The organism is Enterobacter sp. Ap-1006, assembly GCF_011752835.1.
Classification (GTDB): Bacteria; Pseudomonadota; Gammaproteobacteria; order Enterobacterales; family Enterobacteriaceae; genus Cedecea.
Window position 1 is genome coordinate 149,263 of record NZ_VWWU01000001.1, and the last position, 26,271, is coordinate 175,533.

General features: G+C 57.6%; 22 protein-coding genes. 8 read left to right on the forward strand and 14 right to left on the reverse strand.

What is annotated here, in order from left to right; all coding sequences use genetic code 11:
- Window positions 1-329: 329 nt before the first annotated feature.
- From F3J28_RS00715 to F3J28_RS00730, 4 genes are read right to left on the reverse strand one after another with little or no spacing between them, the layout of a single operon-like run.
- On the reverse strand, window positions 330-1,568 hold the full coding sequence (locus tag F3J28_RS00715) for an LVIVD repeat-containing protein (protein WP_166871785.1): 1,239 nt from the start codon (window positions 1,566-1,568) through the stop codon (window positions 330-332).
- Between the two features lie 11 nt (window positions 1,569-1,579).
- A complete protein-coding gene (locus F3J28_RS00720; RefSeq protein WP_008460349.1) occupies window positions 1,580-2,644 on the reverse strand; it encodes a sugar ABC transporter substrate-binding protein in 1,065 nt (354 codons plus the stop codon).
- Between the two features lie 28 nt (window positions 2,645-2,672).
- Window positions 2,673-3,668, reverse strand: coding sequence for an ABC transporter permease (locus F3J28_RS00725; RefSeq protein WP_008460348.1), 996 nt, complete (start codon window positions 3,666-3,668; stop codon window positions 2,673-2,675).
- Entirely contained in the window at window positions 3,665-5,170 is a 1,506-nt protein-coding gene (locus tag F3J28_RS00730) for a sugar ABC transporter ATP-binding protein (protein WP_166871788.1), read from the reverse strand. The genes F3J28_RS00725 and F3J28_RS00730 overlap by 4 nt, the downstream gene beginning before the upstream one ends.
- 176 nt (window positions 5,171-5,346) lie before the next feature.
- Here F3J28_RS00730 and F3J28_RS00735 point away from each other — a divergent pair, with 176 nt between their 5' ends.
- Window positions 5,347-6,426, forward strand: coding sequence for an oxidoreductase (locus F3J28_RS00735; RefSeq protein ID WP_166871791.1), 1,080 nt, complete (start codon window positions 5,347-5,349; stop codon window positions 6,424-6,426).
- Window positions 6,427-6,723: 297 nt separating this feature from the next.
- Here F3J28_RS00735 and norW read toward each other — a convergent pair whose 3' ends face one another.
- Together norW and norV are read right to left on the reverse strand one after the other, a co-directional pair.
- Window positions 6,724-7,860 carry an NADH:flavorubredoxin reductase NorW gene (norW, locus tag F3J28_RS00740; protein WP_166871794.1) on the reverse strand — a complete coding sequence of 379 codons (1,137 nt, stop codon included), beginning with the start codon at window positions 7,858-7,860 and terminating at the stop codon, window positions 6,724-6,726.
- Complete coding sequence (norV, locus tag F3J28_RS00745) at window positions 7,857-9,308, reverse strand: anaerobic nitric oxide reductase flavorubredoxin (RefSeq protein ID WP_166871797.1); 1,452 nt, start codon at window positions 9,306-9,308, stop codon at window positions 7,857-7,859. The genes norW and norV overlap by 4 nt, the downstream gene beginning before the upstream one ends.
- Window positions 9,309-9,528: 220 nt before the next feature.
- Here norV and norR point away from each other — a divergent pair, with 220 nt between their 5' ends.
- The 4 genes from norR to F3J28_RS00765 all read left to right on the forward strand — a co-directional run bounded on the left by norR (window position 9,529) and on the right by F3J28_RS00765 (window position 13,428).
- Entirely contained in the window at window positions 9,529-11,070 is a 1,542-nt protein-coding gene (gene norR, locus F3J28_RS00750; protein ID WP_166871800.1) for a nitric oxide reductase transcriptional regulator NorR, read from the forward strand.
- A 95-nt stretch (window positions 11,071-11,165) separates the two neighbouring features.
- Window positions 11,166-12,098 (forward strand): extracellular solute-binding protein, encoded by a 933-nt coding sequence (locus F3J28_RS00755; protein ID WP_286177846.1) that lies wholly within the window; start codon window positions 11,166-11,168, stop codon window positions 12,096-12,098.
- Entirely contained in the window at window positions 12,095-12,853 is a 759-nt protein-coding gene (locus tag F3J28_RS00760; RefSeq protein ID WP_166871802.1) for a molybdate ABC transporter permease subunit, read from the forward strand. The genes F3J28_RS00755 and F3J28_RS00760 overlap by 4 nt, the downstream gene beginning before the upstream one ends.
- 104 nt (window positions 12,854-12,957) lie before the next feature.
- Window positions 12,958-13,428 carry a 2TM domain-containing protein gene (locus F3J28_RS00765; RefSeq protein WP_008460336.1) on the forward strand — a complete coding sequence of 157 codons (471 nt, stop codon included), beginning with the start codon at window positions 12,958-12,960 and terminating at the stop codon, window positions 13,426-13,428.
- On the opposite strand, the gene pdeB is transcribed toward F3J28_RS00765, so the two are convergent.
- Window positions 13,429-14,988 carry a cyclic di-3',5'-guanosine monophosphate phosphodiesterase PdeB gene (gene pdeB / locus F3J28_RS00770; protein WP_166871805.1) on the reverse strand — a complete coding sequence of 520 codons (1,560 nt, stop codon included), beginning with the start codon at window positions 14,986-14,988 and terminating at the stop codon, window positions 13,429-13,431.
- A 107-nt stretch (window positions 14,989-15,095) separates the two neighbouring features.
- Between pdeB and F3J28_RS00775 the strand changes: the two genes are divergently transcribed.
- Entirely contained in the window at window positions 15,096-15,809 is a 714-nt protein-coding gene (locus tag F3J28_RS00775; protein ID WP_166871807.1) for a GntR family transcriptional regulator, read from the forward strand.
- Here the strand turns inward: F3J28_RS00775 and F3J28_RS00780 are convergent.
- The gene (locus F3J28_RS00780) at window positions 15,806-17,005 is read right to left on the reverse strand and encodes an enolase C-terminal domain-like protein (RefSeq protein ID WP_166871810.1); all 1,200 of its coding nucleotides are present in this window, start codon (window positions 17,003-17,005) and stop codon (window positions 15,806-15,808) included. The two genes, F3J28_RS00775 and F3J28_RS00780, sit on opposite strands and share 4 nt — an antisense overlap.
- 279 nt (window positions 17,006-17,284) lie before the next feature.
- Here F3J28_RS00780 and F3J28_RS00785 point away from each other — a divergent pair, with 279 nt between their 5' ends.
- Together F3J28_RS00785 and F3J28_RS00790 are read left to right on the forward strand one after the other, a co-directional pair.
- Window positions 17,285-18,685: a PTS transporter subunit EIIC gene (locus F3J28_RS00785; protein ID WP_166871813.1), complete on the forward strand. Its 1,401-nt coding sequence runs from the start codon at window positions 17,285-17,287 to the stop codon at window positions 18,683-18,685.
- 43 nt (window positions 18,686-18,728) lie between these two features.
- Entirely contained in the window at window positions 18,729-19,724 is a 996-nt protein-coding gene (locus tag F3J28_RS00790; protein ID WP_166871815.1) for a LacI family DNA-binding transcriptional regulator, read from the forward strand.
- On the opposite strand, the gene F3J28_RS00795 is transcribed toward F3J28_RS00790, so the two are convergent.
- From F3J28_RS00795 to F3J28_RS00820, 6 genes are all read right to left on the reverse strand, one after another.
- Window positions 19,719-21,161 (reverse strand): glycoside hydrolase family 32 protein, encoded by a 1,443-nt coding sequence (locus tag F3J28_RS00795; RefSeq protein WP_166871818.1) that lies wholly within the window; start codon window positions 21,159-21,161, stop codon window positions 19,719-19,721. The genes F3J28_RS00790 and F3J28_RS00795 overlap by 6 nt on opposite strands.
- Before the next feature lie 4 nt (window positions 21,162-21,165).
- Entirely contained in the window at window positions 21,166-22,416 is a 1,251-nt protein-coding gene (locus F3J28_RS00800; protein WP_166871821.1) for an oligosaccharide MFS transporter, read from the reverse strand.
- A 202-nt stretch (window positions 22,417-22,618) separates the two neighbouring features.
- Window positions 22,619-23,278, reverse strand: coding sequence for a methionine ABC transporter permease (locus F3J28_RS00805; RefSeq protein WP_166864839.1), 660 nt, complete (start codon window positions 23,276-23,278; stop codon window positions 22,619-22,621).
- Complete coding sequence (locus F3J28_RS00810) at window positions 23,275-24,066, reverse strand: methionine ABC transporter ATP-binding protein (RefSeq protein WP_166871823.1); 792 nt, start codon at window positions 24,064-24,066, stop codon at window positions 23,275-23,277. The genes F3J28_RS00805 and F3J28_RS00810 overlap by 4 nt, the downstream gene beginning before the upstream one ends.
- Window positions 24,063-24,869 carry a MetQ/NlpA family ABC transporter substrate-binding protein gene (locus F3J28_RS00815; protein WP_166874355.1) on the reverse strand — a complete coding sequence of 269 codons (807 nt, stop codon included), beginning with the start codon at window positions 24,867-24,869 and terminating at the stop codon, window positions 24,063-24,065. Before F3J28_RS00815 ends, F3J28_RS00810 begins: the two co-directional genes overlap by 4 nt.
- 28 nt (window positions 24,870-24,897) lie before the next feature.
- Complete coding sequence (locus tag F3J28_RS00820; RefSeq protein ID WP_166871826.1) at window positions 24,898-25,935, reverse strand: isopenicillin N synthase family dioxygenase; 1,038 nt, start codon at window positions 25,933-25,935, stop codon at window positions 24,898-24,900.
- Between the last annotated feature and the right edge of the window lie 336 nt (window positions 25,936-26,271).

Genomic DNA, 26,271 nt, shown 5'->3' on the forward strand with positions numbered 1-26,271 from the left:
ATAAACAATGTTTCTCGTGGATTTTGTTTTCTCCCTCGCCCCTTTGGGGAGAGGGCCGGGGTGAGGGGAGATTTGTCCCCGGCTCTCAGCGCCCCCGGTGATAGCCGGTGGGTTTACCGCTTCAGCGGCGATGAGCTCGCCGGGCGCCGGGGCTGTTCGGGGGATGGCGTTATCCCCCGGACACGTTCACCGTTTGCTGCGGTGGCAAAGATAACTTGTCGGATGGGTGAACGGAAAACTGCTTGCTGGCAGATCCTTCTTTTCGAAATGATAAAAGAAAGATCTGTATTAGAGGCAATTATAGGAGTACGAGAAAGTAAATCGTAGGGCTACCCCAAATACTCAATAATCGACAACCCGCCGTTATAATCCGTGCTGTACACAATCCCCTGAGCGTCGACAAAGATATCACAGGACTGGATCACCTGCGGGCGGCCAGGACGAGTATCCATCATCTTTTCCGGGGCGGCAGGTACCAGCGCACCTGTTTCTACCGGGCGGTACGGGTTGGAAATATCGTAGGCTCGCACGCCAGCGTTCTGATACGTCGCAAAAATTAGCGTATCGCTGATAAAACTACCTGGGCGGTTTTCGTGCAGATTATGCGGGCCGAAATGCGCGCCTTTCGCCACATAATCAATCTCATCCGGCTGCGGGAACGTGGAGATGCTGACCGGGTTCGACGGGTCGCGAATATCGAACAGCCAAATCAGCTTCTCGCCGTCCTCCTGATTGTCCAGCACCGCTTCGTCGAGTACTACCAACAGATCGCGATTCGGCAGCGGCAGCGCCGTATGGGTGCCGCCGCCAAACGGCGGGCTCCAGTTACGGTGGCTGATGAGCTGCGGCTGAGCGCGATCGGAAACGTCCAGCAGCGTCAGGCCGCCGTCGCGCCAGCTGGCATACGCCGTGTCGCCGCTGATAATCGCGTGGTGTAGCGCATAGCGTTTGCCTTCCGGCCAGGTGGGCTGCTCGCCTGCGGCAGTGTTCATGCCCGGCAGCCACCAGTTGCCTGCCACCTGCGGATTGCGCGGGTCGGCGAGGTCGATAGTCAGGAAGATATAATCGCTAAACCCATCGATCAGCGCGGAAACATAGGCCCAGCGGCCGCCCACGTACCAGCAGCGGTGGATGCCGATGCCGCTCAGCGACAGGAAGCTGATTTCTTTGGGTTTATCCGGCGTGGAGATATCAAAAATGCGTAATCCGGCGCTCCAGCCTTTGTCCTGCACGTCGCGAACCGTTTCACCAACCGATTTGGTGTAGTAAACCTTCTCATCGGCGAAGCGCACGTCGGCAAACAGATCCCGGGCGTTAATCACCAGCAATAGGTCGTCGTGCGCCTGCAGATGAATATTCCAGGTACCCGGCGGCGCGGGCACGAAGCCCGCCGCTTTCGGGTTTTTAGGATCGCGGACGTCCACAATCGAAAAACCCTGCGACACCATATGGCCGATATACGCATAGCCCCGGTGCACCATTAGCTGCACGCCGTCCGGTTTTCCTCCCTGATCGCTATGGCCGATCAGCCGCATATTGCGGCTGTATTCGGGTTGTGGCAGTGCCATTGCGGAACTCCTTATTTATTTTTCGCTTCGAGCGTGGCGAACCACGGCGCGATAAAGTCGTCGGTCTGGCCCCAGCCTGGAATGATTTTGCCCAACGAAGTGACGTTGACCGGGCCAGGCTGGCTGGCTAGCAGAGCCTGCGGAATGGCTGCGGCTTTAAAGTCGTAGGTCGCAGGCGTTTGTTCCCCGGCGATCTTGTAGGCCACCAGGCGCACGTTGGTGGCACCGATCAGCTTCGGATCGACCGCCACGCTGACTTTCCACGGGCTGTTGGCTTCGCGCATCAGCTGAATGTCCTGGTTGGAAACGTCGATGCTATAGAGCTTAATTTCGGTACGGCCGTTTTCCTGCAGCGCTTTATAGGCGCCCTGGCTGAAGGCATCCCAGGTGCCCCAGATGGCGTCGATTTTGCCTTTCGGGTACTTCGCCAGCACTGCGCCCACTTTGTTGGCGGTGTCGCCCTGCACGTCGGAAGAAACCGCGCCGATGGACTCCAGCTCTTTAATGCCCGGGTTGGCTTTCAGCAGTTCCTGATAGGCGGCCTGGCGGCGTTCCATCGGTGGGAAACCGGCCACCCACAGCTTGATGATGTTGGCTTTGCCGTTGAAGTCTTTGACCAACTGGCCGAAGGAGAGGCTGGTCAGCGAGGCGTCGTCCTGCTGGGTGACGGTCACGCCGGGAATGGTGCCGTTTACGGCGGTATCAAAGACCGACACCGCAATACCTGCGGCTACGGCTTTTTTCACCAGTTCGGTGGAGTAAGGATCGCGACCCTGAGAAAGAATAATCCCGTCATACTTCTGGCTGATCGCCTGGTTCACAAAGTCCTGGAAGCGGGCGTCGTCGCCGTTGCTCAGGAACGTGCTGACCTTGAAGCCCAGCTTTTTAGCCTGTTGAACCGCCCCTGCGACAAACTGCGTGGTGTTGTCGTCGGAGCCCAGGTTGCGGATCACGGCGATGCGGATTGGACCGTCGTGGGCGGCGATTTTTTCCGGCACCGGCGATGGCGTAGCGGCGTGGCCCGGCAGAGCGGCAAGCAGGCTAAGCGCCAGCAGTGAAGTTGTCAGTTTTTTCATGGTCGTTACCCTGTGTGAAGTTGTTGTTTTAGCGTCGTTGTATGTAAGTAATTGCCAGTGCGGCAGCCAGCACCAGGCCTTTAATAATGTCCATCGCGTAATAGGGCACGGAGAGCATCACCAGCCCGTTTTGCAGCACGCCCAGAATCACCGCGCCTACCAGCGTGCCGAGCGCGTTAGGTTTACCGGAACCTGCCAGAGAAAAACCAATCCAGGCGGCAGCCACGGCATCCATCAGGTAGCCGCCACCGGCGTTAACCTGTGACGAGCCAATACGTGAGGCCAGCAGAATGCCGCCCAAACCTGCCAGCAGCGAGGCCAGCACGTAGGCCGCCACGCGGTAACGGGTGGTGCGAATGCCGGACAGGCGAGCCGCCTCCGGGTTGCCGCCGATGGCGTACATCCGGCGGCCATGTTTGGTCAGAGAGAGCGCGAGCTGTGCGACCAGCGTGACCACCAGCATGATGATGACGATGGTCGGCACCTGCCCGAGCAGGCCAAAGGCGGCGGGAATCGTCCCTTCCGCCATGTCGCCGCTCGGCAGCACCATGTTTTCGGTGATCGAGCCACCGTAGCTGTAGGTCATCGCCACGCCCTGAATCACAAACAGGCTGGCAAGCGTGGCAAGCATGTCGGGAATTTTCAGCACCACGATCAGGAAGGCGTTGAATAGCCCGACCAGCGTGCACAGCACCAGGGTAATAAGAATCGCTTCGGTGGTGCCGAAGCCGTGCCAGACGAACAGCGAAATCACCAGCGCGTTTGCCAGCGAGGCGGTCGAGCCGACGGACAAATCAAACCCGCCTACGGTGAGCGAGATTGACACGCCGATGGCGATCACCGTCACGATGGCGATGGAGCGCAGAATATTGATGATGTTGTTCGGCTCAAGGAAACTGTCGGACGCGATACCGAACAGCGCCACCAGGGCCACCACGGTGAGCAACATCCCCCATTTGTAGAGAAAGTCAAAGAACTGCTGGCGGCCTGACGCGCTGGCCTTAAGGGATAATGCTTTGCTCACGCGGGGGTTCCTCCGGTGGAGTAGAGTAATAAGGTTTCTTCGGTAGCCTGGTGGCCGTCCAGTTCAGCGACGATGCGCCCGTCCCACAGCACGCAGATGCGATCGCACAGCCCGACCAGCTCGGCAAATTCGCCCGAGGCGTAAATCACCCCTTTGCCACGGCGGGCCAGCTTGTCAATCAGCACGAAGAGGTCGGTTTTGGCTTTGATGTCTACGCCTTTGGTTGGCTCATCAAAAATCAGTACGTCGGCTTCGTTGCGCAGCCATTTGCCGATGGCCACTTTTTGCTGATTGCCGCCGGACAGGCGGCGCAGCGTTTGTGCCGGGCCGCTGGTGCGAATGCCCAACTGCTGAATGGTCTCCTCCGCCCAACGCCTGGCTTTGCGGTAGTCGAACAGCCCCCAGCGGGTAAACTGGCTGTCGGCGCTGACGGCGAGATTCATGGTGACCGACTCGTCGATAAAAATGCCTTCTTTGCGGCGCTCCTCCGGCACCAGCACAACGCCGCGAGTGACGGAATCCGCCGGGTCGGTCGGGCGCCAGGCCTTGCCTTTTAATTCGCCGCGATCAAGCGTGCTGCGGGTGGCGCCGAACAGCGCTTTGCACAGCTCGGTTTTCCCCGCTCCGGCGAGGCCCGCAATGCCCAGAATTTCGCCTTTGCGCAGGCACAACGTGATGTCGCGCAGCAGCGCGTCGTCATGCAGACCTTCCACTGCCAGCAGCGTGTCGCCCTCAACCGGCGGGCGGTGAGGGGGATAAATATCGTCCAGCTGGTGGCCCAGCATTTTCTCGACAATCTCTTCGCCACTGAGATGCCCCATAGGGCCGCTGTCCACCAGCTTGCCGTCGCGCAGCACCGTCATCTGGTCGCAAATGGCTTTCAGTTCATGGATGCGGTGGGAGATAAACACCACGCCAATGCCACCGCTTTGTAGTCGCTGCACGACGCGGAAAAGATGTTCGCTTTCCTGGCTGTCCAGCGGGGCGGTGGGTTCGTCGAGGATCAGAAAACGGCAATGATGTGAGAGCGCCCGCGCCAGCAGGATTTGCTGTTTTTCCGCCAGGGTGCATTGCTCAATACGTTTTTTGACGTCGATCTCCACGTCGAGCTGCGCCAGCGCTTCGCGAGCCTGCCGGTAAATTTTCGACCAGCGGTAGACATGCCCCGTTTCGGCCAGCTTATCGAGCATGATGTTTTCCGCCACGCTCAGGCCCGGCACCAGGGCAACGTCCACTTCCTGCTGCACCAGATGGATCCCCAGCAGTTTGGCGTCACGCGGGCTGCGGATCGTCACCGTTTCACCGTCGATCAGGATTTCGCCCTGGTAACCCTCGTGCGCGCCGGAAAGTACCGCCATCAACGTGGATTTACCCGCACCGTTTGCGCCGGTTAAAGCATGTACCGAGCCGCCCTCCAGCCGGAAATTCACCTGGCTCAGCGCGTTAAAGCCCGCGAAGGCGATAGAGATTTCTCGCATCTCAAGGCGGTTAAGCGTGGTCATAGCGGCGGCGGCTTCCGGGTTTAATGAATTGATCTGTCGAATTTTTAACGGCCTTCTCGGTTGCGGGCAATGAACGAAAAGACATAAGATAAAGCAAAATGATATTAGCCGTCCAGATGTCTGGACATATCATCGGCATAGAATATATCCCGCCAGCGAAGAAAAGGAAATGCATCATGACCAGCACCGCTATCCGCGTGGTTACCGGCCCCGCGAATTACTATTCACACCCCGGCAGCCTTGCCCGTCTGACTGAGTTTTACAGCGAAGATCAGCTGAATAACGCGGTCTGGATCTACGGCGAACGTGCGTTTGCGGCGGCCCGGCCTTTCCTGCCGGAGGCGTTTTCGTTGCCCGGCGCGAAGCATATTCAGTTTGGAGGGCACTGCAGCGAAAGCGACGTGCAGAGGCTGGTGGCGGAGTCTGGTGAACGTCAGGTGGTGATCGGCCTCGGCGGTGGAGCGCTGCTGGATACGGTCAAAGTGGTTGCTCGTCGGCTGAATGCGCCAGTGGTGGCGATCCCGACCATCGCGGCAACCTGCGCGGCCTGGACGCCGCTGTCCGTGTGGTACAACGACGCCGGGCAGGCGCTGCGCTTCGAGATTTTCAACGATGCTAACCATCTGGTGCTGGTGGAGCCGGAAATTATCCTGCGTGCGCCGCAGGAATATCTGCTGGCCGGCGTCGGTGACACGCTGGCGAAGTGGTACGAAGCGGTGGTGCTTAGCCCGCAGCCGGAAAATCTGCCGCTGACCGTGCGCCTCGGTATTGGTGCGGCGCTGGCGATCCGCGATGTTTTGCTGGAGCGCAGCGAGCAGGCGCTGGAAGATCAGCGTCAGGGCAAGTTAAGCCAGGCGTTTCTGGACGTGGTCGAGGCGATTATTGCCGGGGGCGGGATGGTGGGGGGCCTGGGCGAACGTTACACCCGCGTTGCCGCCGCGCATGCCGTTCATAATGGCCTGACGACGCTGCCGCAAACCGACCGCTTCCTGCACGGCACGAAAGTGGCCTACGGGATTCTGGTGCAGAGCGCACTGCTGGGGCAGGACGATGTTCTGGCGCAGCTGACGCAGGCCTATAAGCGTTTCAATCTGCCAACAAAACTGGTGCAGCTGGATGTAGATATCCGTAATCGTGCCGACCTGGATAAGGTGATTGCCCGTACTTTACAGGCCGGGGAGTCCATTCATGCGCTTCCGGTGGCGCTGTCGCCGGAGAGTTTGCTGGCGGCGCTGGAGAAGGTTGAGGCGTGGTAAATATTTGCCCCTCACCCTAACCCTCTCCCCATAGGGGAGAGGGGATAAAACCAGGTACGAAAACTTTCTTTCAACCCTCTCCCCAGAAGGAGGAGGGGATAAAACCAGGTACGGAAACTTTCTTTCAACCCTCTCCCCCAGAAGGAGGAGGGGATAAAACCAGGTACGAAAACTTTCTTTCTACCCTTTTCCTGAGGGAGAGGGAATAGACAGGATTGCATGTCGTTTTTTCTCCCTCGCCCCTTTTGGGAGAGGGTCGGGGTGAGGGAAAAAATTGCTCCCTACGCTCATTGCCCTTCAGCCTAACTGCAGCTCCCGCACCAAACTAAACGCCTGCTTCATATGCTCCTCGCTGACGATAAACGCCCTTAGCTGCTGCGCAGCGTCCATTCCTTTGGCAATCAGCCCTTGCGGGCTGGCGCTAATCTGCCAGGTCAGGTCGCGGCGCTGGGTTTCACCGGCCAGGTGCAGCGGCATCTCCGGCGTTTTCACCTTGACCAGCATCGCCGGAAGGGAAAGCGCGTCGCTCGCCCCGAGCAGGTTTTTCGCCAGCGTCATGGCGCTGAGCTGAATTGGCTGCAGGAACGGTAGCACTTTGCCATCGATTTCTGCGCAGTCGCCGAGGGCGTAAATATCCGGATCGGATGTTTGCAGCTGGCTGTTCACCTTGACGCCCCGGTTAACCTCAAGCCCTGCATGCTGGGCCAGCCCAACGTTCGGGCGCAGGCCGATGGCGGACACTACCGCATCAACTTGCAGCTCACGTCCGTTGTTAAGCGTGGCGGACAGCCCTGACTCCGCCTGGCTCACCGCTTCCAGACGCTGGTTGAACAGCAGCTCGACGCCCATCTGGTTCAGGCGGGATTGCAGGCGGCCGCTAACCTCTGCCGGAAGCAGCGACGCCATCAGGTGGCTGGCGTTATCCACCAGCACAACCTCTTTGCCCGCACGGCAGAAGTCCATCGCCAGCTCGCTGCCGATCAGCCCGCCGCCGAGGATCATCACCCGCCGCGCGTCGCGCAGCCGGGTTTCACAGGCCTGATACTCCTGCTGGCTGTTGAGCGTCGTCATCAGCTCTTTGCCGGCAACGGGCGGCAGCAGGGCAGAAGAGCCGGTCGCCAGCACCAGCTTGTCGTAGTGCCATTGCTGCTCGCCGCAGTTGACCCGTTTATTTTTTGGGTCAAGGCTGCTGACCCAGCTATTGGCGTGCAGCGTCAGGTTGAACTGCTCCGCAAACGCGCCAGCCTGCTGGCGGGTCATCGTTTCGGCCCGCTGGTTTAAGCTGATGACGTGGCTCAGGCCCGGTTTGTTGTACTCGTCGGCGCTGTCGGCGGCAATCAGCCGGATGGGTACGTCTGCGCTGTGTTTGCGGATATTTTTCACCAACTGGCGGGCGGCAAAGCCCGAGCCGACTATTACAATGCCGTTGTTCATTTGGCCTCCGTTGCCAGTTCGTCGAAGACGTCTTTGCCCAGCGAACATTCAGGGCACAAGAAACTGTCAGGCACTTCGCTCCATGGTGTGCCTGGCTCAACGGCCTGCATCGGTTCGCCCTGGGCTGGATCGTAAATCCACTGGCAAACGCTGCACTGCATGCAGGGGCCGAGGTCGGCGCCGGTGGATTCTGCTTTTGCTTCTTCGGCTAGCGGAGCGACGGTGATTGAAGCCTGAGCCACCGGCAGCGGGGAGAGCGCCCACTGGCGGGCGATTTCGCGACCGTGTTCGCGGCAAAGCTCCAGGGCGTTGCCGTCCGGACGCCATTTCGCCTTCAGGCTGAGGGACATTTCAAACCCGGCGTCCTGCAGGCGGGTGGAAAGGCGATCGACCGCGCCGCCGCTCCAGCCGTGGGAGCCGAAGGCGCTGGCGCGTTTGTTACGGAAGCGCAGCCCGGTTATCTCCTCCACCAGCCCGGCGATTTTCGGCATCATCACGTTGTTCATGGTGGAGGTGCCGACCAGCACGCCTTTGGAGCGGAACACGTTGGTCAGAATTTCGTTTTTATCGCTGCGCGCCACGTTGAAGATTTTCACCGCCACGCGCGGGTCAACTTCGTGAATGCCCTGGGCAATGGCGTCCGCCATCATGCGGGTGTTGTTCGACATGGTGTCGTAGAACAGCGTGATGCGGTCTTCCTGGTAATCGGCGGCCCATTTCAGGTACAGCTCAACGATTTGCGTCGGGTTGTCGCGCCAGACCACGCCGTGGGAAGTGGCAATCATCTCCACCGGCAGGTTGAAGCCGAGGATTTCGGTAATTTTTGGCGTTACCAGGCGGCTGAACGGCGTCAGGATGTTGGCGTAGTAGCGCTGGCACTGTTCGAACAGCTCGGTCTGATCCACTTCGTCGTTAAACAGATGCTCGTCGCAGTAATGCTGGCCGAAGGCGTCGTTGCTGAACAGCACCGCGTCGCCGGTCAGGTAGGTCATCATGCTGTCCGGCCAGTGCAGCATTGGCGTTTCAACGAAGATCAGCTGTTTGCCATTGCCGATGTCCAGGCTGTCGCCGGTTTTCACCACCTTAAAGTTCCACTCCGGGTGATGGTGGTGACCATTAATGGAGTCGATGCCGTTAGCGGTGCAGTAGATTGGCGTGTGCGGGATGCGTGACATTAGCTCGGTCAGCGCCCCCGCGTGGTCTTCTTCCGCGTGGTTGATAATGATGTAGTCGAGCGTGTTAAGGTCGATTTCACGCTCAAGGTTTTGCACAAACTCGCGGCTGAACTTGTGGTCTACAGTGTCGATCAGGACAGTTTTCTCTTCGCGAATGAGGTAGCTGTTGTAGCTGCTGCCGCGCAGCGTTTTATATTCCGTGCCGTGAAAATCACGCACTTCCCAGTCACGTTGCCCAACCCACTGAATGTTGTTTTTAACCTGAATAGCCATTGAGAACCTCATTGATGTCATAGCGTTAAGTACTTCAATGACGGTGTTATTGCGAGTATCGTGCCAGTTTTATAATTTATTGATTTTTTAATTGTTTGTTGTTTTTGTGTTCTTTTTATTGTCATAATGACATTGTTATTTTTGGTCATAATGACTCTGATGTTTGTCATTTTGACTACTCAGGCGTAAGCTGAACGCCTCGCGTTCCAGGAGCCTCCCTATGAGCCTGTCGATGTCTTCTCTCGCCGCCATTGCAATCGAACTGCAGAGCGGCATCAGCCATTCCGATCGCTTTACCCGCGTTATCCGAACCCTGAGAAAGCTGCTCGGCGGTGATGCCACGGCGCTGCTGCGCTACGAGTCGCGGCATTTTTACCCGCTGGCGATAGACGGCCTTGCCATCGATGTGCTGGGGCGGCGCTTTGCCGTGGACGCTCATCCGCGACTGGAGGCCATTGCCCGCGCGGGTGACGTGGTGCGTTTCCCGGCCGACAGCGAGCTGCCCGACCCGTATGACGGCCTGATTCCAGACCATGAAGAACTCAAAGTTCACGCCTGCCTGGGGCTGCCGCTGTTTGCCGACCAGACGCTCATCGGGGCGCTGACCGTGGACGGCATGGATCCTTATCAGTTCGACAGCTTCAGCGATGAGGAGCTCAGGCTGATTGGCGTACTGGCGTCCGGGGCGCTGAACAATGCTTTGCTGCTGGAACAGCTTGAAAAACAAACGCCGGAAGGCACGGTGCAGCCCGCTATTGCGCGGGAGGCCGCCGGGGAGATGATTGGCCGCTCGCCGGGCATCATCCAGCTGAAAAAAGAGATTGATATCGTTGCCAGTTCCGATCTAAACGTGCTGATCACCGGCGAGACTGGCGTGGGGAAAGAGCTGGTAGCGCGGGCGATTCACGCCGGATCGGCCAGGGTGGCAAGTTCGCTGGTTTACCTTAACTGCGCCGCGCTGCCGGAAAGCGTGGCGGAAAGTGAGCTGTTCGGCCATGTGAAGGGCGCTTTTACCGGGGCGATTCATCACCGCACCGGCAAGTTTGAAATGGCGGATAACGGCACACTGTTTCTCGATGAAATCGGTGAATTACCGCTGGCGCTGCAGGCCAAGCTGCTGCGCGTGTTGCAGTACGGTGATATTCAGCGGGTAGGGGACGATCGCAGCCAGCGCGTGGATGTTCGGGTATTGGCCGCGACTAACCGCGATCTGCGCCAGCAGGTACTGGCCGGCGAGTTTCGCGCCGACCTGTTTCACCGCCTGAGCGTTTTTCCGCTGCACATTCCACCGTTGCGCGAGCGGGGAGAGGACATTGCGCTGCTGGCCGGTTTTTTCTGCGAGCAAAGCCGCGTGAAGATGGGGCTGAAGCAGGTTGGGCTGAGTGAATCGGCTCGGATGCTTCTGGCGCAGTATGGCTGGCCGGGAAATATCCGCGAGCTGGAACACGCCATTTATCGCGCGATTGTGCTGGCCCGCGCCGGTTACCCGCAGGGCGAGCTTGTGCTTCAGCCTCAACATTTCCAGCTTGCTGGCCAGTTGGATGTGGTAGCCCACGAGCCAGAAACGCCACCTGTAGAACCCCCTATTGCCAGCCTGCGAGAAGCGACCGATGCGTTTCAGCGCGGCCAGGTTAGGGAAGCGCTTGCCCGTAACGGCAATAACTGGGCGGCCAGCGCCCGGCAGCTCGGCGTCGATGTGGCCAACCTCCACCGGCTGGCGAAGCGGCTGGGAGTGAAATCATCCCAAGGGAGTACCTCTTAACTTCAACCGCAGATAAATTCATCATACAAACTCGTTGTTTAGCGGCGAAGCGGCGCGGATAATCGCTGTGTATTTTTATATATAACGAGGATGCTATGGCTTTGACTTCAGCACGCAGCGCGGGCGCCCTGGCGCTTTGCTCACTTATTTTCAGCGCCTCGGCGCTGGCTTCTGCCGATATTCGCGTCACCTATGCAGGTTCGATGGGCAAGGTCATGGACCAGTCCCTCGGCCCGGCCTTCGCGAAAGAAAACCACGGTGATTACCAGGGGCAGGGGCAAGGCGCTTACGGAATGGCGCGGCTGCTCGCCAGCAAGAAAATTACCGCCGATGTGTTTGTCTCTATCACCCCCGGCCCTATGCAAATCCTGAAAGATGCCGGGCTGATTGACGATGCCGTGCCGGTGGCCAGCACCAGCATGGTTATCGCCTATAGCCCGAAAGGAAAATACGCGCCGCAGTTTGCCGCCGCGAACGGGAAAGACGCCAGCTGGCTGAAAGTGCTGGCGACGCCGGGGCTGAAGTTTGGCCGTACCGATCCGTATAACGATCCTAAAGGACAGAATATTGTCTTTACGCTGCTGCTGGCGGAAAAATATTACCAGCAGCCGGGCGTGGCGAAGCAGGTGATGGGGGAAGTACAAAACCCTGCCCAGGTCAGCCTGGAAGGTGGGCTGCTGACGCGGCTGGAGAGCGGGCAGGTTGACGCCGCCGCCGGGTACGAAAGCGAAGTGATTTCCGCCAAACTGCCGTACATCGCGCTGCCGGATGAGATAAACCTCAGCAACCCTGATGAAGCCAAACAGTGGTACGACACCGTGAGCTTCACCATCAAGGACAGCGCCGGGAAAGATCAGGTGCTGCATACCCAGCCGCTGGTCTATTACGCTGCCGTGCTGAAAAACGCCCCGAACGGCGTGCCGCAGGGGCAGAAGTTTATCGACTTTATGCGCAGCGCCGAAGGCCAGAAGCTGTTTAAAGCGAATGGCTATGCGGCACCTAAAGGCCAGGCGATTTACGCGCAATGATGCGTAGCCCGGCAATGTGGCTGTCGCTCCCGGCACTGCTTCTGCTGGCGATTCCGTTTGCGACTTTGCTGGGCGTCACGCCGTGGCACGGGTTTCATTTGGCCTGGGGAGACGGTAGCGCGATTGCCGTTTCCCTTGGGCTGGGCGGCCTGGCGCTGATGATTGTTGTCGCGCTGGGGCTGCCGGTGGCATGGTGGCTGGCCTGGGCCAAAGGCCGGCGTCGACTGCTGGTTGAGGTACTGGTGTTGCTTCCCCTGCTTACGCCGCCGCTGGCGATGGGGATTTTGCTGATTTCCGCCTGGGGGCCGTATAGCCTGGCGGGGGAGTGGCTGTCCCGCTTCGGGCTGACGCTGGTGAATAACCCCGGGGCTTTCGTGCTGGCTCAGGTTTACGGCGCGCTGCCTTACTTTATTACCGCCGCCCGTTCCGCGTTTGCCGCGGTGCCGAAAGAGATTCTTGAAGCCGGGCGCACGCTTGGGGCCTCGCCCTGGCAGCGCTTCCTGCGCCTTGCTTTGCCGATGTCCGCGCCGGGACTTGCGTCGGCGCTTGCCGTGGCCTGGGTTCGGGCCATCGGTGAATTTGGCATCGTGATGATTTTTGCCTGGTTCCCTCAGGGGATCCCCGTCAAGCTGTATACCAATCTGCAAAACGACGGCGTGGATGCGGTTTATACTTTGGTATGGCTGCTGCTGCTGTTCACTTTGCCTCTGCCGATTATCTGCTTTGCTTTTGCCCGGCGAAAAGCGGCGCATTAGGGCTGTCAGGTTGCTGTCGGGTTGATGTCGTGTCGCTGTCGTGTTGAAGTGGCGCGGGCTGAGCCATAGTCAGGGCGGGTTAAATCATTTGAGGATCTTCAGCCATGAGTAACAACATTAAAGCGTTGCGTTTGTCCCGCGCCTGGTCCCAGGAGCAGCTGGCCGAACTCTCTTCCCTGAGCGTCAGAACTATTCAGCGTATTGAAAATGGCGGGCAGGCGAGCCTGGAAACCATGAGCGCGATTGCGGCGGCGTTCGATCTCAAGGTGACGGATTTGTACGACGACAATGAGCCGGACGGTGAACCTGAGGATGCGCTCAATACGCGCATTCTTGAAGCTAAGCGCCGCGTGGCTCGCGAGTATCGCTTCTACCGTTCCGTGCTGGTGTGGGCGATTGTGTGTACTGGCCTGGCCGTTATTAACTGGCTGACTTCGCCGGGCCACTATTGGTTCCAGTGGGCAACGCTGATTTGGGGGGCGCTGCTTGTGATGGGCGGCCTGCGCCTGTTCCTGCTGAAGGGCTGGCTGGAGAAACGCCAGCAGCAGCGCCTCCAGCAGCTGTTGCGGAAGTGATCAGTTCACAATGCGGTTGCGGGCAATCCAGTCGATAAAAGCCTGTTTCGGCAGGGCTTTGCTGTAAAGCCAGCCCTGCCCCCAGGCGACGCCGTGTTCCCGCAGCCACGCCGCCTGCGCCGCCGTTTCAATCCCTTCCGCGAGCGTTGCCAGATGAAGCGTTTTCGCCATTTCAATGATGTACGGCGTGACGTTTTTGTACTCCAGCGCGTCAACGAACGATTTGTCTATTTTCAGGATATCGACGTCGAGATCCTGCAGGTAGCTGAGGCTGGAATAGCCGGTGCCAAAGTCATCCAGGTAGATCGGGTGGCCCGCTTCGCGGTATTTCGCCACAATCGGGGCGCTCACCTTAGGATTGGCAAAGCCTCGCTCGGTAATCTCCAGCGCTATTTGTTCCGCTTTGACCTGATACTTCAGCAGCAGCGGCCTGATAGCCAGCAGCACCCTGTCGTTAAGCACGTCGCTCGGGGAGAGATTGATTGAAATATGGTGCTGAGGGTGGGCGTGCAGCCAGTCACCGAGATCGGCGAAAGTCTTTTTAATCACCAGCTCGGTGATCTGCGAAATAAGCCCGGTCTGCTCGGCAATGGGAATGAAGATGTCCGGGCTGATGAAACTCCCGTCCGGTAAGCGCCAGCGAAGCAGCGCTTCTGCACCTACGCCTTCACCGGTTTTTAAATCAACGATGGGCTGATATTCGAGGCTAAATTCCCGGCCTTTGATGGCGTCCTGAATACGCGCCTGCGGGGATTCAAGACGGCGCAGCAGGCGAGTGATGAACCAGCCTGCGCTAAGGCTAACGAGAATACCTATTGGCAGCCAGATGACCAGTTGCTTATACCAGGCCGTTTGCAGCGGGGCACTGGACGCCCAGGTTATCAGGGCCAACCCGGACGCCGGAGAGCGGAGAATGACATAGTCGTTTTTCCCGTCGGAGTAAGTTGTCGCGCCCTTTGCTACCTGACTTTCCCAGCTGTTGTTGGGCAACCCGGCGTTACTGGCAATCAGTCGATTACGCGCCAGGCCAACCAGGGCAACGTTGACCGGCGTATTGCCAAGAGGAATGACGTCAATGAAGGCCTGCGGATCGATAACCACCACATGATCCTGGTTACCGATGTATATCATTGGGCGCTGAAAACCCAGATCGGTGACGTCGGTGTACCAGGCGAAGAAGCCCCGTGTGCTTTGCGTATCGGGTGGGCCAAGCTTAATGCCATGGTGTGCTGCTTCAAGGGAAGAACATACGGCCCGGTCGCCGACGAGATAGACGACTTCCTGGATGTAGAGATAATCAAAAGCGACACGGCGCATGGCATCCAGGTGGCTGGCAGAGCAGTGCTGACCGCGAAAAGCGTTGATTTGCCTGAGCGCCATGTTGGCCTGGCTAATAACTTTGTCGCTGCGGACCATCCCACGATCGGCGTAATTTTCAAGCTCGTTATGGAAGTTTTTCTCGGCTTTGTTATGGGCCAGATAAATGCTAAGCAAGATGGGCAGCAGCACTGCCACGATCAGTACGCCATTGACGAGGGTGACCCTTTTTTGGCTTGTCATAAGTGGGTTCCGGCGTAAGGGGATAAATGTCAGGGATAATTTACCTGCCAGCATAGTTCACCGGGCACAGGAATGTTATGTTTCAGCGCAAAGGTTAGGAGCCCGCGATGAAAAAGAAAGACTTTGTGACCCAGGATTTACTGAGCAAAATTTATCAGCACAGCGAACCTGGCCCGCGCAAATTGCCGCCTGAGCGGCAGCTGGCCGAAGAATATGGGGTTTCACGCTTTACCATTCGACAGGCGCTGGAAAAACTGGTCAGCATTGGCGTGGTTTCCATTATTCAAGGGTCCGGGATCTGGATTAACGAGCAGGCCCGCAGCAGTCCGCTGGTGTATAACTCGATTACCGAAAAGTCTTTCGATCGCATTACGTTTCGGCTGATTAGCCTGCATAAAAAGCTGCCCGACCGCGACGAACAGCAGGTTTTTGGCCTCGGCGCCGGGGAGTTTATCTGGCAGTTTTGCCGCCTGCGCCTGGTGGATGGCCAGAAAGTACAGATTGAAACGTCGCGCCTGCCGGCTAAAGATTTCCCCGACCTCAACCAGAAGGCGATAGAAAGCTCTTTGCAGCAATATGTCCTGAGCAAGGGGTTTCGTATTTCGCATTTACTGACCCGCTACCAGGCCGTTGCGGTCAATAAAGAGCAGGCCCAACTGCTCGAATGTAAGAAGGGCCAGCCCGCGATGCAAATCAGCAACCGTGGCATTCTGGAAGGGGGACGGGTGTTTGAAATCAGCGATATCGTCGATATCAACTATTCCTGCACCTATGTCATCCCCTTCAACCAAGCTAATCTCGCCCGGCGTAAAACGTCTTAAGGCGTGTGGATCGCGCCGTTGGGCAGGCGGCTTTGCGTCCATTCGTGCGGGCGATATTCCACCGGGAAGCGTTCCGCCTGTAGCTGGTCAAAGCCCACGCCAATGCCCGATTTTTCCAGCGGATACATATAGCCTTTTTCCGCAGCCGGGGCACCGGGGAAGACGGCTGCGGTGTTCTCTTTGACGGGAATAAACTCCTGAATCGCCGCGTTATGCAGGTGAATGTTCAGGTGAGTATTCACCGCAACCGCAATCGGCGTCATGTCCGGTGGCCCGTGCCAGGCGAGGCGCACGCCAAAGGCCTGGCAGAGCACCGCCAGTTTTAGCGCCGGGGTGATCCCGCCGATCTGCGAAACGTGGCAGCGAATAAAATCGATGCGGCGGTTCACGATCAGGTCATGCCATTCCGCCGGGTTGTTGAACAGTTCGCCCATCGCCAGCGGTACGGAGGAGTGCTGGCGCACCTGTTCCAGCCACGCGCTTTGCTGCGGCGGCAGAATATCTTCGATAAACCACGGCTGGTAAGGCTCCAGCGCTTTCGCCAGTTGAATGGCCTGCTGGGGGAATAACCGCTCGTGAACGTCGTGCAGGATATGGAAGCGGTGGCCGTATTTCTCACGCAATGCGCGGAACATTTCCACCGTGTTAGCCATGTATTCGTCCTGGTCGTAATACGCGCCGGGCGTGGGATTTTTGGTCTGGTGCATACTCTGAGGCGTGCCGCCATAGAACCCAAGCTGGCAGCGGATGTAGCGGTATCCTTGCGCCAGCAGCTTATCCACTTCCTGATAAAGCCCTGCAAGCGTTTCACTGACGGCGTGGCTGTAAACGGCGATGGCATCTTTCGATTTGCCGCCCAAAAGCTGGTAAAGCGGCATATTCGCCAGCTGGCCTTTGATGTCCCACAGCGCCATATCCACGCCGGCGATGGCGTTGTTCATGACCGGGCCGTTTCGCCAGTAGGCGTTGACGGTCATCATCTGCCACAGGTCTTCAATGTGGTTGGCGTCGCGGCCAATTAACAGCGGCTTGAGGTATTCATCGACCAGGGTTTTTACTGCCAGCGGCCGCTGCTGGAAGGTGGCGCACCCCAGGCCGATGACGCCTTTGTGAGTGGTGACGCGGACCGTGACCAGGTTGTGCCGGTCCGGTTTAGTAATAAAACATTCAATATTTTCGATAATTGTGGGTAGCACGAGAAAGCTCCACCGTCAGGCTGAGATAAACGCAGTGAATTAAGTTCTGCTATTACTATCACCCTATTTTTCCCCGCGGGTAAACGCTTTTTTGACTCTTTTTTATTGGTCAGTTATTTCACTTTTAAAGGCCATAAAACCGTACCAATTGCTGTTGTTGTTCTTTTGTTTTGGCTATTTGTGACGATTGTCATGTTTCATTGGTTTGTTTTTGATTTTTCGATTCTCTACCATCGGCGCAGCAACACATAACAATAAACCAACACCGGGGAGTTATTCATGGGGAGTCGTGACGTCATTGCTTCTATTATTCGTCTGGTCGGCGGGACGGATAATATTAATAAAGTCTGGCACTGCATGACGCGTCTGCGTTTCGATTTAATTGATGAGAATAAAGTGAACCAGGCGGATATCAAAAAGCTGCCCGGCGTGCTGGGCGCGCAGACACAAAGCGATCAGTTTCAGATAATCATCGGCCCGCAGGTGAACAGCTGGTATGAGCAACTGACTGCGCTGCTTGGCGGCGCAAAAGAGGCACCTGCCGCTTCTACTGGCAAGAAAGAGCGTAAGAGCCTGGTGTCGCTGTTTATGGACACGGTTTCCGGCGTTTTTGGCCCGATTGTCCCGGCGATAGCCGGGGCGGGGATGATCAAAGGCCTGCTGGCCGGGCTGGTGGCGCTCAAGCTGATCTCGGCCAAAAGCGATACGGTGATCGTTATCGATCTCATCGCCAGCGGCGTGTTTTATTTCCTGCCGTTTTTCCTCGCGATCTCCGCGGCAAGAATGTTTAAAACTAACGAATACCTCGCGGCGGCGGTGGCGGCCTGCTTCATGTATCCGTCGCTGATTGAGGCTGCGAAAGCGCTGGCCGCGCATCAGGCGGGCGCGGTGGATGCTTTCTATTTTCTGAATGCGATCCCGGTTTCGGTGTTTAACTACGCCTCCAGCGTGATCCCGGTTATTTTCTCGGTGCTGGCGCTGAGCTACATCCATCGCTGGGTGGACAGCATCATGCCTGACGTGCTGAAAACGGTGTTCACCCCGACACTGACGTTATTCATCTCCGCGCTGGTGGCGCTGGTGGTGATCGGCCCGCTGGGGATTTATCTGGGGAAAGGGCTGGCCTGGTTTATTGAAGGGCTGTTCGGGATTTCCGCGAGCTTCGCCGGGCTGGTGGTGGGCGCCATTCGCCCGATAGCGATTCTGACCGGAATGCACCACGCCATGACGCCGATTGCGCTGCAGAACTTTACCGATCGCGGCTATGACATGCTGATGCCGATGATGTTTATGGCCAACATGGCTATCGCGGGGGCGACGTTTGCCATCTGGCGGCAGAGCAAGTCGAAGGCGGATCGTTCGGTGGTGCTCTCTGCCGGGATCTCCGCGCTGCTGGGGATTACCGAACCGGCGCTGTTTGGCGTGTTAACCCGCTACAAGAAAGCGTTTATTGCCGCCACGGTTGCCAGTTCGATTGCGTCGGCCTTCATCGCGTTCTTCGGCGTGCGGCTGTACGGCTATATTCTGTCGAGCATTTTTAGTCTGCCCGCTTATATTGGGCCGTACTTTATCTTTGCCCTGCTGGGCGTGGCGCTGGCGCTGGGACTTTCTTTCGCGCTGACCACCGTGCTGGTGCGTGAGAAAGAGACAAACGCATTCTCGTCGAGAAAAAGCGTGTAAAAACCGCTACTATCGGTTTTTCTCTCGTGCTGAATGATTGGATATGGCTTCTCTGAAAGATGTTGCAACCCTGGCGGGCGTGTCGCTGATGACCGTTTCCAGGGTCATTAATCAGGCTGAACACGTTAGCCCGGCGACCCGGGAGCGGGTACAGCGGGCCATTGATGAGCTGAATTATGTGCCGGACTATTCCGCCAGGAAGATTCGAAGCAAAGGCGTTAAAGCATCGACAATCGGTATTCTGGCGCTGGACACCGCCACCACGCCCTATTCTGTAGAAATACTGTTGGCCATTGAGCAGACTGCACGTGAGCGAGGCTGGAACAGTTTTCTCATTAATATCCTTTCTGCTGACGACGCCGAGCGGGCGGTCAATCAGCTCCTGGCCCAGCGGCCGGACGGCATCATTTTTACCACGATGGGGCTGCGGCACGTTGAGCTCCCTGCGGTACTAAAAAACCACCGGGTGGTGCTGGCCAACTGTATTAGTGATGATGCTGATTTACCGAGTTACATTCCGGATGATTTTAACGGGCAGTACCAGGCCACTCGCCATCTGATTGAGCGGGGATACCGCCGTCCGCTTTGCCTGTGGCTGCCCGAAGAAGCGCTTGCCAGCCGTTCTCGTCAGGATGGATTCGAGCAGGCCTGGCGCGAAGCCGGGCTCGACGTTGAGACGGTGATGCAGTATCACATGCAGTGGGGCGATAGCCATTATCCTGAATTGGCTGGGCTTGTTCTGGCACATTGCCAGCAGGGAAAAGCGGATTTCGATGTGCTGGTGTGCGGTAATGACCGCATCGCTTTTGTGGCCTGGCAGACGCTGTTGGCGCAGGGCGTGGCAATTCCTGAGCAGGTGGCTGTGCTTGGATTCGATAACCAGATAGGGATCGGTGATTTGTTCCTGCCGCCGCTGACGACGGTTCAGTTGCCGCATGACGCGATTGGTCGCCAGGCGGCATTGCATTTAATTGACGGGTTGACCCGCAGCGGCATCCAGCGGCTGCCTTGCCCGCTGGTCAAGCGCGTTTCGCTATAGCGCGTTCAATTGCCACAGCGTGCCGCCCCGGCATAAGGCTTTCCCGTGGCTGGCAAACAGTTCCAGCTGACGTTCCCCTGGCTGCGGGTAGAGGCGGCTGCTGAGACAATATTCGCCCTGGTTAACAAAGACTTCGATGGAAGAGCGATCGATAAAAATCCGCAGATGCAGGTCGGCGTTTTCTGATAACGGCACGCTGCGATCGCCGTCCAACTGCGCGTCCTGATAGCCGCGTGACAGCACCAGACGCTGCGTCAACGCATCTACAAACAGCTCACAACCTTGTCCAAGGCGAATACCGTAGCGTTCAGCCGTGCTTTGCCCGGCTTCCCAGGCTATCTCTAACTCCACGGCTTCTGCATTCGGGTGCAGCATCTGCTCTTGCGTGTTCAGCACGCAGGGCAGCACTAATTGCTCCCCGGTGCGGAGCGTTGCCAGTTCGTGAACCGGATTTTGGTAGAGTTTGCCGTTGGGCATCATGCACAGCTCGCGCGGCACGGTAAGGCAACCCGCCCAGCCTTCGCGTTTAGAAGGCATGGGAGATTCCCACATGTCCATCCATCCCAGCACGATGCGGCGGCCATCTTCGGCGACAAAGGACTGCGGGGCGTAAAAATCGTGGCCGTGATCCATCTCTTCAAACGGCTGATAAACGGTGAAGCCTTTCCCCGGTTGCCATCGCCCGCGCAAATAGCCGCTCTGGAACAGGTTCTGATAAGCCAGGCCTTTAGCCTTGATGCCCTGCGGGGAAAACATCAGGATCTGGCTGTTTCCAAGCGGGAAGAAGTCCGGGCATTCCCACATATAACCCATATCCGCGTTGGCTTCTGCGAGAATGCGATCTAACTGCCAGTCACGAAGTGAATTGCCTCGATAAAGTAATACTTTGCCTCGATCGTGCTCGTCCCGGGCACCAATGACCATCCACCAGACGCCATCCTGTTGCCATACCTTCGGATCGCGGAAATGCATGATGCCGGGCGGTGGGGTGAGAATGACGCCCTGTTTCTTAAAGTGAACTCCGTCTTCGCTGGTGGCGAGGCATTGCACCTGGCGTATAGCGCTGTCATTGCCCGCACCTTCCAGCCAGATATGTCCGGTGTAAATCAGCGAGAGCACGCCGTTATCGTCCACCGCGCTGCCTGAGAAGCAGCCATCAAGATCCCATTCGTCCCCCGGCGCCAGCGCAATGGGCTGATGTTCCCAGCGAACCATATCCCGGCTGGTGGCATGCCCCCAGTGCATTGGCCCCCAGTTTTCATCGAACGGATGGTGCTGATAGAAGGCGTGGTAAAGCCCATTGTGATAAATCAGGCCGTTAGGATCGTTCATCCAGCCCGCGGGTGGGGCCAGATGATAAAGCGGATAAAAGGCATTGCCGCGCGCTGTTTGCAGAGTTTCTAAGGCGGATTGCGCCTTGTTCAGTGGGGTATTCATAGCATTACCTGGTGGTCAGATTTAAAGGAGGATGTTCGTTCCCGGGGGGCGAGTCTTTGAGCAGAAAAGCGGATATCAGCGTGAGTGCCAGAACCAGTCCGGCCAGAATCATGTAGGTGTCCGCGAAGCCTAGCTGGTCGTAGCCGCGCCCCACCAGCGGAGAAAGTACGGTGGCGCAGATTGACGTTATAAACTGGAAGCCCACCAGATACAGCGTGGCGGAGAGTCGCTGATCGAACTGCGTGGTGATGTACTTAAACATTGAAATCAGCAGGATAGGAAGCTCAACGGCGTGCAATAGCTTCATGCAGGAGATGGTCAGCGGATCGCTTGCCATCCCGGAGCCAAAAATACGCATGGCCATGATCAGGCCGCTGAGCAGCAACCCGCGTTTGGCCCCAATGCGGTTGACCAGCATTGGGGCGAGAAACATTCCGCCCGCTTCCAGAAAGACCTGGAAGGAGTTGAGAAAACCAAACATTTCGTTGCCGCGCTGTACGTCGTTAAACAGCGAGGCGAAATAAACCGGGAACTGCTGATCGTAAACGTTGTAGACGCTCACGCCGCAAACGAAAAGGACCAGCGCCCAGAAGCGAGAGAGCTTCAGCAGCCCGAAAGCATCGGCCAGCGTAAGGGCGCTGGCTTTGCCGTATTCCAGTTCGCTGAGGGCGTTGGGTTGCATATCGCGCATGCGCCACAGCAGCAGCAGAAACAGGCAGGCAGAGGCGCTACCCATCCAAAAATTCAGCTGTGGATCGAGATTAAAGAGCAGCCCGGCAAAAAATGTGGCGCCAGCCCAGCCTAAAGATCCCCACATGCGTGACTTGCCGTATTCAAAGCCAACGATGCGGCTGACGCGCTCGGTGTAGGACTCCAGCGCACCAATCCCGGCGAAGAAGGTTGCCCCGACATAAAGCCCGACGCTGATAGCACCTGAGACAATATTTATCTGGAGTAAGGGCGTGCAAACGAAGATAAACCAGGGGCCGCTTATCAGAAGCAGGACGCCTATCACCCACAGCAGCGATTTACGAAGCCCCAGTTTGTCCTGAACAAAGCCGTACAGCGGCTGGGCACACAGGGCGGTAAAGGCGATGATGGAGAAGATCAGCCCGGTTTCCGCTCCTTTCAGGCCGATTTTCTGGTTCAGCCAGAGGGCGATCAGTGAAAACGCCGATGACCAGGTCCAGAAAAAGGTAAACAGCAGCCCGCTCAGGATCAGATAGTGGTGTTTATTGCGTTTGGTCAGTGCCATGTGTGCAGTCTCTGAATGCTTGAATGGCCGTATTGTTAACGTTAACTTTTAAGTGGGAGAAGAGAGTAAGCTTCATAAATGTGATGTTAATCGCAATAGTTAACGTTAACAATGTGGTTTTGTGATCCAGATTGGATCATCAGCGAAAGGGGGAAATTAGAGGGAGGCCCGATGCAGGGCATCGGGCGTTCATCAGGGCGGATCAGCGGCGGTGGGCCAGGCGGCGAACTAAATGGTCGCCGAGGCTTTGCACCAGATGCACCATTACAATCAGGATGATGACGGTCCCGACCATGACCTGGTTGTTAAAACGCTGGTAGCCGTAGCGAATCGCCAGGTCGCCCAGACCGCCGCCGCCGATAACGCCGGCCATTGAGGAGAAGCCGATCAGCATCACTATTGTCAGCGTGATGCCCGCCAGAATGGCAGGGAGCGCCTCGGGCAGCAGCACTTTACTCACCACGTGCCAGGCGTTGCCGCCCATCGACAGAATGGCTTCAATCCGGCCTTTGTCCACCTCATCCAGCGCGCTTTCGACCACGCGGGCGAAGAAGGGGAAGGCGCCGATGGTGATGGGCACCACAGCCGCAGTGCTGCCGAGCGTGGTGCCGACGATAATGCGGGTCAGCGGGATCAGCGCGATAAGCAGGACAATAAACGGCAACGAGCGCCCCACGTTAATGATGCTGCCGAGTACCTGATTCAGGCGGGGCGCGGGCAATACTGCATCCCGGCGAGTCAGGAACAGCAGGACGCCGAGCGGCAGCCCAATCAGTACGGTAAACAGCCCGGCCAGGCCCACCATGTAAAGCGTGTCGAGGGTGCCGTCCAGCAGCAGCGGCCAAAGATCTTCCCAACTCATGCTACTTCGCATAAGACTCTCCCTTCCACGCCGTGGCGGCGTAAGAACTCGCGTTCGGCCTCTGCGTCGTGCAGCAGCGAAGTGCGTAATCTGGAGAACGGGTCTACTAATCGTTCAGACAGCGGGCCGCTTTCGATTAATTTGCCGTGCTCCAGCAGCGCCGCGTGATCGCAGATGGCTTTGACGACTTCCAGTTGATGGGTGATCAGTACGATCGTCAGCCCAAGCTGGCGGTTGATGTCCGCCAGCAGGGCCAGAATTGACGCGGTCGTGTCAGGATCCAGCGCGCTGGTGGCCTCATCGCAGAGCAGGATTTCCGGGTGGGCGGCCAGCGCCCGGGCAATGCCAACACGCTGTTTTTGCCCGCCGGAAAGCTGGGACGGAAAGGCTTTGGCTTTGTCGCTCAGGCCCACAAGATTGAGCAGCTCGGCAACGCGCTTTTGGCGAGCCTCACGCGGTGTGCCGGAGATTTCCAGCGGCACGGCAACGTTGTCCTCCACGCTGCGGGCGTGAATAAGGTTGAAATGCTGGAACACCATGCCGGTGCGCTGGCGGTGCTGGCGCAGCTCGCGCTGGTTAAAAGTGGTGATGTCCCGGTCATTCATGATAATGCGGCCCGAGGTGGGCCGCTCCAGCAGATTGAGACAGCGAATAAGCGTACTTTTCCCGGCGCCGCTGCGGCCCAGAATGCCGTAAATAGCGCCATCCGGGATCGCAAGGTTAATGTCATCCAGCGCCGGTCGGCCTTCTCCGGCGTACACTTTGCTCAGCCGCTCAAGGGCGATCATGACTTAGTCTCTACCGGGATCACCGAGCCGTTGTACTGCTTGCGAATGAACTCGGCCACCTGAGGGGATTCAAGGTCTTTCGCCAGCTGTTTTATGCGCGGGTCGTTTTCCAGATTCGGGTTGGTGACCAGAATGTTGGCGTAAGGGTTATGGGTGGCGCTTTCCAGACCAAGGGAGTCTTTGGCCGGGCTGAGTCCGGCTTCCAGCGCATAGTTGCCGTTGATCACGCCCAGGCCTACGTCATCCAGCGAACGGGGAATCTGCGGGGATTCAACTTCCAGTATTTTCAGCTTCTTCGGGTTGCTGGCGATGTCTTTGGGCGTTGCCTGGTTGGTGGCGGCGTCCTTAAATTCCGGTTTGAGGGCGATCAGGCCTTTGTCCTGGAGCAGGTAAAGGGCACGACTGAGGTTGGTGACGTTGTTCGGCACCGCGATGGTTGTGCCTTCCGGGATGGATTTCAGGTCTTTGTATTTGTGCGAGTAGATGCCCAGCGGTTCGATATGTACCGTTGCGGCGACGACAAATTTCTTGCCGAGCGCTTTCTCCTGGTCACGTAGATAAGGCACATGCTGGAAGTAGTTGGCATCGACGTCGCCGTTCGCCAGCAGTTCGTTGGCGTTAACCCCGTTGCTCAGTTCGACGACCTTCAGCTTGAGGTTAGGGTCGAGTTTTTGCACAAAGGCGAGGATTTCCGCATGCGGGACCGGATCTGCCGCGACGCGCAGCGCATCTGCGGCCTGTGCCGCGAAAGCCAGAGACAGTGACAGCGCAACGCCAGCCAATTTAAAAGCGGTCTTTTTCATCATTATTTTCCTTTTTTTTAATGGGTTATTAAGCGATTAGTTCACTGCTGTTACGAAGGACATCCGGGTAATAGCGCTCCGCCACGTCAGGGTGCGAGCGCAGGCGGCCTTTCAGATAGTTCCAGCCCACGTCGCGCAGCAGCGGGTTTTGCGGGTCGCTTTCTGGCCCCTGGGCTTCGCGGGCCAGCGATTCCGGGAGCTGATAAACCGGCACCACGGCGTTGAGCTGCGCGCCGAGGAAGAAGGCGATGGACAGGCGTTCTTCATCCTGAGGAGGAGAAACTACGCGGTGAACGGTAGCCCGCAGATAGCCGTTGGTCGCCAGCTCCAGCAGTTCGCCAATGTTGACCACAAAGCTGCCCGGCAGCGGCTGGGCATCGACCCAGTTGTCCGGTGAGACTTCGACCTGCAGGCCTTTTTTCTCGTCCTGCAGCAGGAAGCTCAGGAAGCCGGAGTCTTTGTGAGCGCCCACGCCCTGGCTGCTCTGCGTGGCAGACTGCCCGGGATAGCGAATCAGTTTGATGTGTTCGTTGGGCAGGTTGCCGTAAAGGTCGTCAAAGGCATCGGCCGGCAGGCTAAGGGCTTCGGCAAAGGTGCGCAGCAGTTTTAACGCCACCGCGGTCATTTCGCTTTGCCACCGTAAAAGCGTGGGCTTGAGTTCAGGTCTGGCGGTCGGCCAGAGGTTTGGCCCCTGCAGGCGACGCCACGCCGGGGCATATTCATCCGGCGGCAATGCCTGGCGTTCTGCGCCGAGGTCAAACTGTTCGCGCCAGTCGGGCTGGCCGCGGGTAAGTTCGCTGGCGGCGCGGTTGTAGCCACGGAAATGCGGCGAATGGATCATCGCCACCTGCTGTTTTTCATCGTCGGGGAGGGCAAAGAAGCTGCGGGCTTCGTCCTGGACCGCCTGCTGCAGGTCAGGGCTGATACCGTGGTTGATCAGGTAGAAAAAGCCAATTTCTCGCGCGGCGTAGCGCAGCTGGCTGAGGAAGGCTGAACGGTCAGTTTCACTGCCGCTCAGCTGGGACAGGTCAAGAATCGGCAGTGCCAGGCCTGGATTGGTGCTCATAGTTTACTCCGGTCAATAAAGTCTTAGAAAAGGCGGTCGGGTTGAGTTCGGCACAACAGCGGCACAGCATCATGGCAATGTCCTTCTGGATACGGTCGGGTAGCGTTAGCGCTTACCTTGCCGCAATCAAAAAACCTCGCCCAATATTGTTATCTTCTAAGGTATGACCCGGTGGGGTTCTAAGCATTTGCGGAAACGAGAAAAGTCTAATCATTGCAAAATATTTCAATGGATAGGGGTAACTTATGGATTTCACTGAGGCTTAATTACATTTAGAAATAGTTAACGAGCAGTTAAGTTATGGCGGCAGTTAAGTTTATGGGTTTTATGCCGAAG